The organism is Natrinema pallidum DSM 3751, from assembly GCF_000337615.1.
Classification (GTDB): Archaea; Halobacteriota; Halobacteria; order Halobacteriales; family Natrialbaceae; genus Natrinema; species Natrinema pallidum.
In genome coordinates, this window is record NZ_AOII01000044.1 from 47,081 (window position 1) to 61,509 (window position 14,429).

At 66.0% G+C, this 14,429-nt stretch carries 14 protein-coding genes; 4 read left to right on the forward strand and 10 right to left on the reverse strand.

Features of this window, described 5'->3' with window-relative positions; all coding sequences use genetic code 11:
* Positions 1 to 44: 44 nt before the first annotated feature.
* The 5 genes from C487_RS07715 to C487_RS07735 all read right to left on the reverse strand — a co-directional run bounded on the left by C487_RS07715 (position 45) and on the right by C487_RS07735 (position 4,417).
* On the reverse strand, positions 45 to 968 hold the full coding sequence (locus C487_RS07715; protein WP_006185155.1) for a class I SAM-dependent methyltransferase: 924 nt from the start codon (positions 966 to 968) through the stop codon (positions 45 to 47).
* Positions 969 to 1,008: 40 nt separating this feature from the next.
* Positions 1,009 to 2,097 carry a glycosyltransferase family 4 protein gene (locus tag C487_RS07720; RefSeq protein ID WP_049908015.1) on the reverse strand — a complete coding sequence of 363 codons (1,089 nt, stop codon included), beginning with the start codon at positions 2,095 to 2,097 and terminating at the stop codon, positions 1,009 to 1,011.
* 4 nt (positions 2,098 to 2,101) lie between these two features.
* Positions 2,102 to 2,479, reverse strand: coding sequence for a 6-pyruvoyl trahydropterin synthase family protein (locus C487_RS07725; protein ID WP_006185157.1), 378 nt, complete (start codon positions 2,477 to 2,479; stop codon positions 2,102 to 2,104).
* Between the two features lie 98 nt (positions 2,480 to 2,577).
* A complete protein-coding gene (locus tag C487_RS07730) occupies positions 2,578 to 3,642 on the reverse strand; it encodes a zinc-dependent alcohol dehydrogenase (RefSeq protein WP_006185158.1) in 1,065 nt (354 codons plus the stop codon).
* Positions 3,643 to 3,646: 4 nt separating this feature from the next.
* A complete protein-coding gene (locus C487_RS07735) occupies positions 3,647 to 4,417 on the reverse strand; it encodes a GTP cyclohydrolase IIa (RefSeq protein ID WP_049908023.1) in 771 nt (256 codons plus the stop codon).
* Positions 4,418 to 4,634: 217 nt separating this feature from the next.
* Here C487_RS07735 and C487_RS07740 point away from each other — a divergent pair, with 217 nt between their 5' ends.
* The gene (locus tag C487_RS07740; protein WP_006185160.1) at positions 4,635 to 5,330 is read left to right on the forward strand and encodes a hypothetical protein; all 696 of its coding nucleotides are present in this window, start codon (positions 4,635 to 4,637) and stop codon (positions 5,328 to 5,330) included.
* A gap of 154 nt (positions 5,331 to 5,484) precedes the next feature.
* Here C487_RS07740 and C487_RS07745 read toward each other — a convergent pair whose 3' ends face one another.
* Positions 5,485 to 5,805, reverse strand: coding sequence for a hypothetical protein (locus C487_RS07745; RefSeq protein WP_006185161.1), 321 nt, complete (start codon positions 5,803 to 5,805; stop codon positions 5,485 to 5,487).
* Between the two features lie 128 nt (positions 5,806 to 5,933).
* On the opposite strand from C487_RS07745, the gene C487_RS07750 reads away from it, so the two are divergent.
* Positions 5,934 to 7,064: an ORC1-type DNA replication protein gene (locus tag C487_RS07750; RefSeq protein ID WP_006185162.1), complete on the forward strand. Its 1,131-nt coding sequence runs from the start codon at positions 5,934 to 5,936 to the stop codon at positions 7,062 to 7,064.
* Positions 7,065 to 7,096: 32 nt separating this feature from the next.
* Here C487_RS07750 and C487_RS07755 read toward each other — a convergent pair whose 3' ends face one another.
* From C487_RS07755 to C487_RS07760, 3 genes are read right to left on the reverse strand one after another with little or no spacing between them, the layout of a single operon-like run.
* Complete coding sequence (locus C487_RS07755; RefSeq protein ID WP_006185163.1) at positions 7,097 to 9,136, reverse strand: SLC13 family permease; 2,040 nt, start codon at positions 9,134 to 9,136, stop codon at positions 7,097 to 7,099.
* A 21-nt stretch (positions 9,137 to 9,157) separates the two neighbouring features.
* Positions 9,158 to 9,313, reverse strand: coding sequence for a hypothetical protein (locus C487_RS20630; RefSeq protein ID WP_161605709.1), 156 nt, complete (start codon positions 9,311 to 9,313; stop codon positions 9,158 to 9,160).
* A gap of 28 nt (positions 9,314 to 9,341) precedes the next feature.
* Entirely contained in the window at positions 9,342 to 9,611 is a 270-nt protein-coding gene (locus tag C487_RS07760) for a DUF7553 family protein (RefSeq protein ID WP_006185164.1), read from the reverse strand.
* A gap of 287 nt (positions 9,612 to 9,898) precedes the next feature.
* Here C487_RS07760 and C487_RS07765 point away from each other — a divergent pair, with 287 nt between their 5' ends.
* Both C487_RS07765 and uvrB read left to right on the forward strand, forming a co-directional pair.
* Positions 9,899 to 10,612 (forward strand): DUF4397 domain-containing protein, encoded by a 714-nt coding sequence (locus C487_RS07765; RefSeq protein WP_006185165.1) that lies wholly within the window; start codon positions 9,899 to 9,901, stop codon positions 10,610 to 10,612.
* 126 nt (positions 10,613 to 10,738) lie between these two features.
* Entirely contained in the window at positions 10,739 to 12,796 is a 2,058-nt protein-coding gene (gene uvrB, locus C487_RS07770; RefSeq protein ID WP_006185166.1) for an excinuclease ABC subunit UvrB, read from the forward strand.
* A 364-nt stretch (positions 12,797 to 13,160) separates the two neighbouring features.
* Here the strand turns inward: uvrB and C487_RS07775 are convergent, their stop codons facing one another.
* Positions 13,161 to 14,381, reverse strand: coding sequence for an NAD(P)/FAD-dependent oxidoreductase (locus C487_RS07775; RefSeq protein ID WP_006185167.1), 1,221 nt, complete (start codon positions 14,379 to 14,381; stop codon positions 13,161 to 13,163).
* Between the last annotated feature and the right edge of the window lie 48 nt (positions 14,382 to 14,429).

A 14,429-nucleotide genomic window follows, 5' to 3' on the forward strand; every position in this document is an offset into this window, starting at 1 on the left:
CGCCGTATAACCGGGGCGGGGCCGCCGCTGGCGCGGATCGCCCGCTACGCTGTTTCCGGCCACTTGGCGAGGACGTCTAGCTGGTGGGCGAGGTAGACGAGGGCTTCCGCGTCGACCTGTTCGTGACGAGCCGCCGCCCACGCACCGACTCGCTCGGCGGCTATTGCTCCGTCCGCCACGAGCGCGGATTCGATGGTGTCGACGATGTGATGGAGGAAGTACGCTTCGTCGCCCTCGTAGCCGCCCTCGGTCGGCCGGACCACCCAGTCGGAGCCGCCGGCCGCGACGATCCGGCCACCGGTCGCCGGGACCGCCGTGAGGAGGTGGCGGCCGGCGGTGCTGTCACCAGTCTCGCCGCCGACCTTCTCGGTCGTGTCCATCCGGCGGTGAAACCGCCGTTCGATGCGGTCCTCGAGATCGGCGTCGACCGGAGGTAACAGCGATGTCACACCATCGAACGTGATCGGGAAGTAGGCGATTCCGCCCGGGCAAAGCCCGTCGGCGATCGTTTCCAGCGCCGTCCGTACGGCCGTCAGATCGAGGAAGGCCTGGGCGACGACGACATCGTAGGCCCCCGCGTGAGCCGCGAGGTGGGCGAGTGCGTCTTCCACGCGGAACTCGACTTCGAACGCCGCTCCGTCACGGTCGATGCGGACCGGCTCGCCCGAGCGGTCGGGTTCGCGGTTCCGATCCGCCGCGCGGTCGGCGATGCGGTCAGTCGCGGCGTCGACGAGGGTCGGGTCGGCGTCGATGGCCGTATACCGAACCTCGGTGTCGGGCGTCCACTCGAGGACCGTTTCGATCATCGTCCCCGTCCCGGCACCGATCTCGCAGAGTTCGACGGGCTCGTCGATCGCCGCGAGCGAACGGCGGAACGCCGCCGCGACACGCCGATTCCGGGCGCGACGGTCGACGGTCCGTTTGGCGTCGAGGTAGCGCCGAAACGAGTAGCGGTCGGGCTCGGTCACGTCTTTCCCTCCTCGGGTCGCGGCGTCGTAACCTCGGGCGTCATGGGGGCACCCTCGCGCCGTCGCGGAGTCGAGTCGTCAACGATGCGACGCGGTCGACGGTCTCGCCCCAGGTCGGATGAGCGTCGTAGGCGTCCCGGGCGGTACGTCCCATCTCCGCGAGGCGATCGCGATCCGTCGCGAGCGACCGTATCGCGTCCGTCACGGCCCGCGGCTCGCCCGGTGGAACCAGTATCCCCGTCTTTCCGTCGGTCACGACCTCGCTCGCGCCGCCCGCGGCTGCGGCGATCGCCGGCAGTCCGAACCCCATCCCCTCGAGGTAGACGATGCCGAACCCCTCGTAGCCGGAGGGGACGGCGAGGACGTGGCTCTCACGCAGCGTCGACGCCAGCGCCGCGTCGGGCTGTCGGCCTGCGACCGTCACCGACTCCGCGACGCCCAGCGCGTCGATCAGCCGGCCGATGCGCCGGGCGTACTCCGGATCGACCGTCGGGTCGCCGACGACGGTCAGGGTCCACTCGTCGGCCGGGCGAGCGGCCAGTCCTCGGAGCAGCGTGTGGAGCCCCTTCCGCTCGACGAGCGTCCCCACGAAGACGAGTCGCAACGGGCCGGAATCGTGAGCGCGCGTCCGGATTCCCGCCCGCGTGATATCCGGCTCGACGTGGTCTCTGCCGGGGTACGCGACGACGCCCTGCGTCGGTCCGACGAGCGCCTCGACTGTTTCCCGGGTGGTCTCGCTGTTGTACACGAACGCGTCGACGGTCTCGAGATAGCGCCGCTCGATCGCCCTGTAGCACGCGTTTCGCCACGCTGCCCGGGGCTCCCGACACCGGAGGTGGTGGACGACCGAGACTATCGGCGTGGCGTCGTCGCGCCGGCGGTTGTGTCCGACGAGCGACGGGTGACAGAGTTCGTCTTGCAACAGCACGTCGACCTCGAGCGCAGCCAGTTCGGCGGCGATGTCCCTGGAGACGTTATCGACCAGGTTCGCCCCGTAGCGCCCTCTCGGGATCGTGACGACCGTGACCTCGTGGCCCCGGTCGCGAAGTCCCGCCACGAGCCGTCGATCGTAGCGATAGCCGCCGGACGTTTCCTCGAGTCCGTCGTAGACGATCACTCCCAGCCGCATCGAATCAGACGCTCGCAGCGTAGGAGGCGGCCGCCGCGTCCTCTTCCCACGTCGTCACCGCGACGGCGTCGAGACGGTCGGTCTCGATCCCGTCGGCGACCCGCTCGGCGAAGCACCGCGAGAAGTGCTCTACGCTCGGGTTGCGCCCCTCGAACTCCGGGAGGTCGTTGAGCGTCGCGTCCCGGTAGCGGTCGACCAGCGCGTCGACGACCGCTTTGAGGTCGTCGATATCGACGAGGTAGCCGTACTCGCCGAGCTGGTCGCCCTCGACCTCGACTTCCACCGTCAGGTGATGGGAGTGGAGGGCTCCCTCGGGACCGGGATCGGGGACCGTGAGCCAGTGTTGGGCGACGAACTCTCGGGTGACTGTCACCGTATACATACCCCGTCGGACCACGTATGGCAACTAAAACCTGGGGTGGGACGAGGCAGCACGGCTCGACCCGCGCCGACGGCGCACAGTCGATCGGGTCGTGGGGATCAGTACGTCAACAACACCTGCACGGTCTCGTCCGGACGCTCGTCCAGCAGTTCGTAGGCCTTCGGGGCGTCCGCGATCGGGACGCGGTGGGTGACCAGCCGGTCGGTCTCGAGGCCCTCGAGCCGTCGCCACGCGGTCGCCAGCCGGCGCGCCACGGTCCAGCGCCCGCGCCGCTCCGGGGCGATGGTACTTACCTGGCTGCTGATCAGCCGGATGCGGCTCCGGTGGAACCGCCCGTCGAGCGAGAGTTCGGCCGTCTTGGTCCCGTACCACGACCCGACGACGACGCGGCCTCCGTATCCGGTCGCATCGACGGCGGCGTCGAGTGCCGCGGGGTTGCCCGAGAGTTCGTAGGTCAGGTCCGCCCGGCGCGGGGGCTGGTCCCCGTCGGTCCGCCCGGATGGCGACCCCGGTCGGGCGGGCGCTGTCGGCCGTTCGTGGAGCGCCGCGATCGGGTCCGTTCCGTCGGGCTCGAGACTCCGGTCCGCCCCGAACGCCGCCGAGAGCCGTCGTCGCTCCTCGTAGCAGTCCACGGTCACGAGCGACGAGAGCGGCGTTTCGGCCAGCAGTGCCGTCGTCAACAGCCCCACGACGCCCTGGCCGAACACGACCGCCCGCTCGCCGATGCGCGGCCCGCCGTCGAGAACCAGGTTGACCGCCGTCTCGACGTTCGGGAGAAACGCCGCCGCCGCGGGCGGCACGTCGGCCGGCACGACGCTGACCTCGTCGACTCCGACGACGAACTCGCTGGCGTGGGGATGGAAGGCGAGCACCGTCTCGCCGCGCCACGCTGGGTCCACGGCCGCGCCGACGGCGGTCACCGTCCCGACGACCGCGTAGCCGTACGGAAACGGGTAGGAGAACGACCCCGACAACGCCTCGAGCGTCTCGTCCGCGGCGATCTCCGGGTCCATCTCCCCGCGGTAGAGTAACAGCTCCGTCCCGGGGCTGATGGCCGATACCGTCGCCGTCACCTCGAGTTCGTCCGGGCCGGGGTCGGGGACCGCCGTCTCCCGAACGTCGACCTCACGGGGACCCGTGAAGTACACCGACTGGGCCGCCATCGGATTACGCCCTCCCCGCGCTCTCACCGGTGCCGATTTCGACGCGAGTCCCCCGGTTCCGGCAGCGCTCGAGCGCCTCCTTGGCCGCCATTCCGGCGTCGCCGGCCGTGCGATCGCGGCCGACGCCGACTTTGAGTTCGATCCCCGCCGCCTCATCGACGTGCTCGATCGTCTCGACGAACGCCGCCCGGTCGAGACCAGGGGTTACCGAGATGACGTTGTCACCGCCGATGAAAAACGACAGCGAGTCGTGGGCGTCGTACATGTACTCGAGCAGCGCCGAATACCCGCGGTCGATGTGCCGGAACACGTCGAACGCGTTGAGTTCGTCGGTGTACCGGCTCGTCGCGTCGTTGACGTCGAAGTGGGCGATCTGGACGGACCCGTCCTCGCACAGCGGCTCGCCGCGCAGGATTTCGGTCCGGTCGCTGTCCTGGGCGCTCCCGGCCGCCTGGAGCGTCGCCGTCGCCTCGCCGACCGCCTCCCGCGGCGAGGACCCCGTGGCGACACCGAGGCTCACCGTCACGGGATAGCGGTTGCGGACGGCAGCCTGAATGCGTCGGTGACCCGCCAGGTCGATCCCGTTGGTGACGGCGATCATGTTATCGAATCGCGTGGAAAACACGTAGCCGTCGTAATGGGCGACGAGTTGTGAGAGGTCCGCGTACAGCCGGGACTGGAGCGTCTGCAGGTCCGGTTCCCGTCTCGGCGATGGCGACACCGTCCACGGCCCGTAGTTGTCGATCTGGATCAACGTTACCTGCGTTTCGGTCACGGTCACTCCCCCCCGTACCATGTCCATCGGTATAATGTATGGGCGCTGTCGTCTCGACTGCGGTGGCTGCCCACCCGCTCGCACGACGGGTGTGCGATCAGTGCGCGACTCGGTTCAGTCGCGCCGCTAGCTGACTCCCCGTCCCCGTGCCGTGTCCGTTCGGCCCCGGCCCCAGCTATATGCCGCGCACCATCGTAGGGATCGTCCGGAACGGCTCGTGTCTCGCATAGACGCCTCGAGCGACAGTCCCATTTCGGAGTCGCCGCCACTGGAACGCCGACTGCCCGTCCGGGTCCCCGAGGAGCGCGTACTCCGGGACTGGCTCGCACGGGAGATCGAACGCAACGCTGGTGTCGTCGATTCGGGGACGGTCCCAACGAACGCGACGGCGCTGCTCGACGCGCTCCTCTCGGCGAAGCCGGGAGCGGCTGCGTTCCTCTGGCGCGAGCAACCGATCCGGTGGTACCGACTCGTCCTCGATCGGGACCGCTTCGTCGCTCTTCGTCCGGTAGACGGGCCGGACGACCTCCTGTGGCGGGACGTCTCTACGGACGGCACCCTCTTCGGCGTGGCCGAGCGGGTCCACACCGAGGGGATCGATCCGCTCGACGCAGCGGGTATCGACGCCGAGGCGATCCGAACCTACCGCGACGAGCTGGCCGCCGGAACGCGGTTCGACCCGCTGATCGTCCGGACCAGACGCGGCGCAACCCCGTGGTTCGTCGCCGACGGGAACCATCGGGCGACGGCGGCGGCGCTCCATGCCCTCGAAACCGGCCGATACGACCCCATGCCGGCGTACGTCGCCGTCACCGCGAACCCGGTTCTCGAGCCGATAGTCGACCGTGCCCGGGGCCTGCTCCAGCGACTGGCCGGTCGCTCCATCGGCCGGTGCGGTCGCCGAGGGCCCTGACTCTGCGCGCCGGGTAGCCGGCGGGAAACGACCGTGTGATGCTCCGTTTACCTCGGCGACGATCGGCCCGGCGTGGCGGCCCGTGCGTCTCGATCTGCTCGACCTGACATCCCCCGACCGGCGTCGCTTCGTCCGCGTTCGTGGCCCACCGTCGTTACTCGTGCCACTGTAGAATCCGTCGGTGTCCCCACGACTCGTCGCCGCCACTCGCGTTGGCGACGGTCCCTCTGAGCGAGTCGGCATCCCGTGCCTCCAAGAACGCGGCGAGTTCGTCGGCGTAGTCCGCGACCGCCGCCACCGTGTCGTCGTCCTGTAGGACGAACGCTTCCTTTATTTTATCAGGCATCTCGTCGGGCGCGAGGTACGTCTCCTCTCGCGCGTAGTCCGCGGTGCCCCGCAGGGTTTCCGGAGAGAGATCGTCGAACTGTTCGATCAGGAAGTCCGGGATCGCATCCGGTGGGGTCGGTGATGCCATGCTGCTACCGAAATGAATATACTGCACAGTAAGTATTGTGGCTCTGTAAAAACATAACATACAGCACAGGTGCTCGACGTTGTGGGTCCACCGAAGGGTTAAGACGCTGCGGAAGCAGGGTGAAAGTGATGGGAGACGACCCCGATGAGGGGATGTTGTCGTGGGACGAATCCGTGTTCAGAAACGAGCACGTCTTCGAAATCGACTACGTTCCCGAGACGTTCAAGCACCGCGAGGGCCAGACCCAGAGTCTGACGTACGCGCTGCGCCCGGCGGTGCGGGGGTCGCGGCCGTTGAACGTCGTCGTTCGTGGCCCGCCCGGAACCGGGAAGACGACGGCGATCCAGAAACTGTTCGACGAGGTCGGTGCCCAGACGAGCGAGGTTCGGACGATCCGGGTCAACTGTCAGGTCAACGCCACCCGCTACTCGGTGTTCTCCCGGCTGTTCGAGGGGACGTTCGACTACGAGCCCCCCTCCTCGGGGATCTCGTTCAAGAAGCTGTTCGGCCAGATCGCCGAGAAACTCGTCGAGGAGGACAAGGTACTGGTCGTCGCCTTGGACGACATCAACTATCTCTTCTACGAGAACGAGGCCTCGGACACGCTCTACTCGCTTCTGCGCGCCCACGAAGAGTACCCCGGTGCGAAAATCGGCGTCGTCGTGGTCTCCTCCGACCCCGCACTCGACGTGATCGACGACCTCGACTCCCGGGTCCAGAGCGTCTTCCGCCCGGAGGACGTCTACTTCCCGGTCTACGACCAGCCCGAAATCGTCGACATCCTCGCCGAGCGCGTCAAGCGCGGCTTCAACGACGGCGTCATCGATCGGGACACGCTCGAGTACGTCGCCGAACTCACCGCCGAGAGCGGCGATCTCCGTGTCGGTATCGACCTGTTGCGCCGCGCCGGGCTGAACGCGGAGATGCGGGCCAGTCGCACCGTCGAGCACCAGGACGTCGAAGACGCCTACGAGAAGTCCAAGTACATCAACCTCTCGCGGAGCCTTTCGGGGCTCACCGACACCGAGCGGACGCTGCTCGAGGTCATCGCCGAACACGACGGCGAACAGGCCGGCGAGGTCTACGACGCCTTCCACGATCGGACCGAGCTGGGCTACACCCGCTACTCCGAGATCGTCAACAAACTCGACCAGCTCGGACTCATCGACGCCGACTACGCGGACGTCGAGGGACGGGGTCGCTCGCGGTCGCTCACGTTGTCCTACGAAAAAGCGGCAGTGCTGGAGCGGCTCGAGTGATCTTCGGCCGAAGGCGGTTCGGGACGATCTCCTCAGACGCCCCAGATGTAGGCGATTCCGACTGTCGTCACGATCGCGAGCAGTAACTGGAGCGGCCCGCCGACTTTCAGGAAGTCGGTGAATTTGTACCCGCCGGGACCGTAGACCATCAGATTCGTCTGGTACCCCACCGGCGTCATGAAGGAGGTCGCGGAGGCGAACATCACTGCGAGGAGGAAGGAAAACGGTGCTGCGCCCAGACTCCCCGCAGCGTCGACCGCGACGGGGATCATCAGGACCACCGTCGCGACCGGCGTGATGACGTTCGCGAGCAGCCCGGTCACAATGGTAAACAGTAACAGGACTGCGACGAGCGGGAGAACGTCCGCAGTGGCGACCAGTCCACCGGCGATGACCTCCGAGCCGCCGGTCGCCTCGAGGGCGACACCGAGGGGGATCACGCCCGCCAGCAGGAACACGATGTTCCACGAGACGGCATCGTACGCCTCGCTCGTCGACAGACAGCCGGTCACGATCATAAGGAAGACTCCGGCGAACGCCGCGATAACGATGGAGATGAGACCGAGCGCGGCGGTACCGACCACGCCGGCCATGATGGCGAGCGCGACCGGCGTCTTCGGCGACAGCGGCGCGATTTCCTCGACCTCCTCCTCGAGCAGTCGGTCGTAGGCATCGTCTTCGACCACGACGAGATCGCCGGTTTCGGTCACGTACTCGAGCGTGCTGGGAAGCGTCTGGACCAGGAGGAGATCGCCTGTCTCGAGCGTCCGCTCCTCGAGATCGGTCCGGAGCAGTTCGCCGTCGCGACGGATCGCGAGCACAGTCAACTGGTAGAACTGCCGCAGGTGCGTCTCCGAGAGCGTCTTCCCGACGAACGGCGAATCGATCGGGACGATCGTCTTTGCGAGTTGCTCCTCGCCTGTGGATTCGTCGAACGTCTCCTCGGTGACGGATTCACGATGGAGTTGCCGCAGGTTCTGGCGCTCGACGAATCGATTGACTGCCTGCAGCGTGCCGTGTACCGTGAGTACGTCACCCTCACGGATCCGCCGGCCCGACTCGAGCACTGCGGTCGGTTCGCCCTCCCGGACACGCTGCTGGCCCGCTGCGTTCACGTCGCGTCGTGATTCGACGGCTCTCTCGCCGTGGGGCTGCGTCTCACGCTCCGCCCCGTCGACGCCGGCCTCCGAAGCGGCGTCGCTGTTCGACTCGAGTTCGTCGTCGCCATCGTACTCGAACACACGCTCGTTTTCCGCAGGGCTGGCTTCGTGGCTCCCGTCCCGACGGTGCTGGAGCACGCGCACGTCCGTCCCAATCCGCTCCTCGAATTCCGCGACCGTGAGGCCGACCGGCGTCGAATCGGCGTCGACGCGGACCTGCGTGAGGTGGTCCTCGAGATCGAACTCCTCGACGAGGTCCGCGTCGACCGGGATACGTGCGGGCGTCAGCCACCGGCCGACGGTCATGAGGTATGCCAAGCCGACGACCAGGATCATGAGTCCGAGCCCCGAGAACTCGAACATGCTGATCGGCCCCCGATCGAGCAGGCTGGCGGCGAACTCGCTCGCCAGCAGGTTCGTCGAGGTGCCGACGAGCGTCAGTGTGCCGCCGAGGATCGCCGCGTACGAGAGTGGCAAGAGCAGTTTCGACGGCGAGATGCCGGTCTTCTTGGCGAGATCGGAGATCATCGGAATGAAGATCGCGACGACCGGCGTGTTGTTGATAAAGCCCGCGATCGGCCCCGTCGTGGCGATCGTCGCCGCCAGCGCCCGGGTTTCGTCGCCGTCCGTGAACGCAGCGAGCGAGAGACCGAGCCGCTGGACAACGCCCGTCCGTTGGATACCCGCGCTGAGCATGTACATTGCGATGATCGTCACCGTCGCGGTGTTGGCGAACCCCGAAATCGCCGCCCGGTGGCCCACGCCGGTCAGCGGCTCGAGTGCCGCCAGCGAGACGATGATCCCGATCGCCGTCACGTCGTTGGGAATGAGTTCGGAAACGAACAGGACGAGGGCGACGGCGATGAGTCCGAACACCACCAGCACGCCCCCCGATAGCTCCGCGCTGATCATCGTGTACCGTCCGGTGGACCGTCACCAGTCATACCCTCGTGTCTGTGAGCTATTGATAAATCTATGTTTCGAGAGGAAGTCGACGCGAGCGAACGCGGGGCAGTCGTCGATCAGGATCGCTTCGACGAGTTGCTCGCGGAGACGACTGCCGATGTCGACGGTGTGGGTCGTTCGCAAGACGGGGACTGGCCCGTGGGTGCCGTCATTACGCTTGATCGACGGTTTCGCGATAGTCTTCGACCGTTTCGATCGCCGATTCCACCTTGTCCGCGGTGTCACCGTCCGCCCGTTCGCGGACCTGCCGGAGCGTGTTGAGTCGCTCGTCGAGGATCGCGTGATCCGGTGTGGTGTCGCCCATCGCGTAGTCGGCGAACGCGTCCGTCGTTTCGTGAATGTCTTCCCGAACGTCGTCGCTGTCGGCCGACTTCGCCGCTTCCTCGAGGTCGTCGCGGGCCCGCTGGAGTTGCTCCGTCATAGGCATCACCTCTCCGACCCGATGCATAACGATTGGGCGAGCAATGGCCACGTCCGGTCGGTCCCGAAACGACGGGGAGGCGGAGGTCCAATCGGCGGCTGTAGGTTCCATCAGACCGTTGCCGCGTCGCGATACGCGCGTCCTTCCGGCAACAGGGAACGTATACGCGACCGTCACGGATCGGAAACGTCAGCACTACTCGTGAGACGAACTCTCGGCTTTTTTCGACCGTAGTCCCCCGATTCGGGTGCATCATGCCAGTAACACGACGAACTGCCCTGAAAACGATGGGGATCGCGGGTGGACTGACTGCAGCGGGTGGAACCGTTCTGGCCGCCGGTGAACACGAACACGACGAACGGTCGACCGCCGACGAGAAACCGACCGATGACATGGCTCCGGGCGCGGCCGTCCGGATCGCGCACTTCTCACCGGATGCACCGAACGTCGACGTCTACATCGACGACGATCGCGTGCTCGCGGACGTCGCCTACGGCGACGTCTCGCCGTACCTCGAGATCGAGCCGGGAACGTACACGGTGACGATTACGGCCGCCGGCGATCGGGAGACGGTCGCGTTCGAGGGCGAGGTGACGTTCGGCGCTGCGTTCTACACCGTCGCCGCGATCGGCGAGTTCGGTGCCGATACCTTCCAGCCGGCGGTGTTGGTAGACGCCGGATCGGTACTCGTCCGTCTCGTCCACGCCTCGCCCGACGCACCCGCTGTCGACGTCTACGCCGACGACACCCTGCTCTTCGAAGACGTCTCGTTTACCGACTCGACCGATTACGTTCCGGTTCCCGCCGGCCAGAACACCCTCTCGGTCAGGCCGACAGGCGGGACGGAGGCCGTGGCTTCGTTCGACGTGACGCTCGAGCGGGGCATCGCCTACACCGGGTACGCGATCGGCTACCTCGAGCCGCCAACGGACGTGGCGGATCGCGAGCTCACCGTCGAAGTGACTGTCGACGGCCCGATGGCCGACGACGGCGGCACATAAGGACTGCCGGCCCGAGCGACGTCTCGATCGGAGTCGGTCGGACCGGACGGTCGCGGTCCGTCTGACGCCTCACAGTCGCGGTCCGTATGCGAGCGCGTAAAGTGGCTCGAACCCCTGACTCCGATAATGAGTGACGCGCAAGGGCCTCTCCAGCCGGACCGGCCGGACGTCGACCGACCGTTCGAAGTCGACGCACCGTTCGAGCCGGCCGGCGACCAGCCCGAGGCGATCGAGCAGCTCGTCGACGGGTTCCAGTCGGGGATGGACAAACAGACCCTGCTCGGGGTGACCGGGTCGGGTAAGACCAACACCGTCTCGTGGGTGGTCGAGGAAATCCAGAAGCCGACGCTGGTGATCGCCCACAACAAGACGCTTGCGGCCCAGCTCTACGAGGAGTTTCGGAACCTCTTCCCGGACAACGCCGTCGAGTACTTCGTCTCCTACTACGATTACTACCAGCCCGAGGCCTACGTCGAGCAGAGCGACACCTACATCGACAAGGATGCCTCGATCAACGACGAAATCGACCGTCTCCGCCACTCCGCCACGCGGTCGCTGCTGACCCGCGAGGATGTCATCGTCGTCGCGAGCGTCTCCGCGATCTACGGGCTGGGTGACCCGCGCAACTACATCGACATGTCGCTGCGGCTCGAGGTCGGCGAGGAGATCGGCCGTGACGAATTGCTGGCCCAACTGGTGGACCTGAACTACGAGCGCAACGATGTCGACTTCACTCAGGGCACGTTTCGGGTGCGGGGCGACACCATCGAAATCTATCCGATGTACGGCCGCTACGCCGTCCGGGTCGAACTCTGGGGCGACGAGATCGACCGCATGGTCAAGGTCGACCCGCTCGAGGGGACGACCCAGGGCGAGCAACGGGCCGTCCTCGTCCACCCCGCGGAGCACTACTCGATTCCGGAGACGACACTCGAGGAGGCGATGGACGAGATCCGGGACGATCTGGACTCGCGTATCTCGTACTTCGAGCGGCAAGGCGACATGATCGCCGCCCAGCGCATCGAGGAGCGGACGACGTTCGACCTCGAGATGATGCAGGAGACGGGCTACTGTTCGGGGATCGAGAACTACTCGGTCTACCTCTCCGATCGCGAATCCGGAGAGGCTCCCTATACGCTGCTGGACTACTTCCCGGACGACTTCCTGACCGTGGTCGACGAGTCCCACGTCACGCTGCCGCAGGTCCGCGGACAGTACGCCGGCGACAAATCCCGCAAGGACTCGCTGGTCGAGAACGGGTTCCGGCTGCCGACCGCCTACGACAACCGGCCGCTCACCTTCGAGGAGTTCGAGGAGAAGACCGACCAGACCCTCTACGTGAGCGCCACGCCGAGCGATTACGAGCGCGAGGCGAGCGGCCAGATCGTCGAACAGATCGTTCGGCCGACCCACCTCGTCGACCCGGCGATCGAGGTTTCGGACGCGACCGGTCAGGTCGACGATCTCATGGATCGCATCGACGAGCGGATCGAGCGCGACGAGCGCACGCTCGTGACGACGCTGACCAAACGGATGGCCGAGGACCTCACCGAGTACCTCGAGGAGGCCGGCGTCGATGTCGCGTACATGCACGACGAGACGGACACGCTCGAGCGCCACGAGATCATCCGCTCGCTCCGGCTGGGCGAGATCGACGTGCTCGTCGGGATCAACCTCCTGCGGGAGGGGCTTGACATCCCCGAGGTCTCGCTGGTGGCTATTCTGGACGCCGATCAGGAGGGATTCCTCCGGAGCGAAACGACGCTCGTCCAGACGATGGGGCGGGCGGCCCGGAACGTCAACGGCGAGGTCGTTCTCTACGCCGACGAGCCCTCGAACGCCATGGAGTCCGCAATCGAGGAGACCCAGCGCCGCCGCGAGATCCAGCAGGCGTTCAACGAGGAACACGGCAACGAACCAACGACGATCCAGAAGGAAATCGGCGAGACGAACCTGCCGGGCAGCAAGACCGACACCAGCGAGGTCTCCGGCAGGGAACTCGCGGACGAGGACGACGCCGCCCGCTACATCGACGACCTCGAGGCCCAGATGCAGGAGGCTGCAAACAACCTCGAGTTCGAACTGGCGGCCGATATTCGCGACCGCATTCGGGAGGTGCGCGAGGAGTTCGATCTTGCGGGCGAGGAAGACGAAGGGATCGCGCCGCCGACCGAGGAGTTCTGAGCGGGGATCGGGCGTGATAGGCCGTGTCCGAGTGATACACGGCTCAATCGCCACTCCAGTAATACGTTCATGACCAACGAAACGCCGTTCAAGCTTGCAGATCGCGGAGAGTACGACGCCGCAGCAACAGCATACGCTCGCGATGGCTTCGAGAAGTGCCTCGAGTCCCACGTCCGAATGAATGGGTACCGAAAACTACCACGGATTTCTCGAGGCCTGCTGCCCGTCGACGGCAGAGCGCATCCGGCGAGTCCGACGATACGCCGAGTCCGGAAGCGTGGCTGAACCGGGGTTCGCGCTCACCGAACCAGCGCCCGCACGGAGCCGGTGATCGTTCACTACCGAAGCGAACGGCGCGTCTCAGTTACGTTTCTCGCCAGTATTTCCAGAGCAGCGGCAGGTCACTGAGGGAAAACAACTTGCTGATCTCGCGTTTATTTCCGTCGTTGATCGCTGAGAGCGTGTCCCGGTCCGCCTCGTTTAGATCCCGCATGAGTTGATCGTATCGTTCGTTTGATGCGAGATACAGCAGCTTCGTCATCAGTAGGCGACGATCTTGACGGGACGCAACCCGCTCGTGCCAGCGGTCGTCGTAGACTGCCATCTCTCGAGCGGACGTATCGACCGGACCAGTGAGACAGCGGTCGGCGGTCATCGCGGCCGCACGCCCCGACTTCATACAGTTATCCACGCCCTCGCCCCAGACGGGATCGACCGATGGTACGGTATCACCGATCGCCATGAACGCCGCCGTACTTATTGCTCCCGGGGACTGAACGTGCGCAGAACCGCGGATTTCCGTCTCCGGCAGTCGGTCGGCGTTCTCGAAGCGTGGGTCGGTCTCGAGCCAGTGTTCGAGGTAGCCGTCTACGGTCAGATCTCGGGAGGCATGCTCCCGGTACCGTTCGTTTTGGATGAAACAAACGCCGACTTTCGCCGTGTCCGCGCCGGTGTGGAAGAGCCAGGAGTAGCCGCCGGGAGCGTACTCGTGATCCAGTCTCAGCATCATTGCGTCAGTGAGATCGGCATACCCACGACGATCGAGGGTGACGCCCTCGAACTGGTACTCGATGCCGATCGCGTGGTTTTTGCGCTCGAGATCGACGAGGCCGAGGGCGGTGGCCAACGTCGCAGCTGGGCCCGTCGCATCGATGACGATCTCGGCGCAAAGTTCCTCGTCGCCATTGTACCGGACACCGACGGTCTCCCCGTTCCTGACGATCGGTTCCCTCACGCGGGCGTCGAAACGGTACTCCGCCCCCTTCTTACGACCGTCCCTGACGAGGAACTCTTTGAACGCATCGAATTCGAGAACGAACCCCGGTTGGTTCTGGATGAGAAAGTCGTTGGGTGACTCGAGAACGACGGAATCGGTCGTGTGCGCGACCACGTCATCTGGAATGCCGAAGAAGGTCATCATCGACGCGAACGTCCCGCCGGTGGACTTGTTGCTTCGTGCTGGGAACTCCTCCTCGGTCTCGGTTTCCAAAACTATCACCTCGTACCCACGGTCGGCGAGATCCCGCGCGCACTGCGCTCCCGCTGGGCCTGCACCGGCGATAGCCACATCGTACCGTTCGGACATGGCTCTTGGAGTCGAACGAGAGAAGGGTAAAGATAGTGAAATACACCA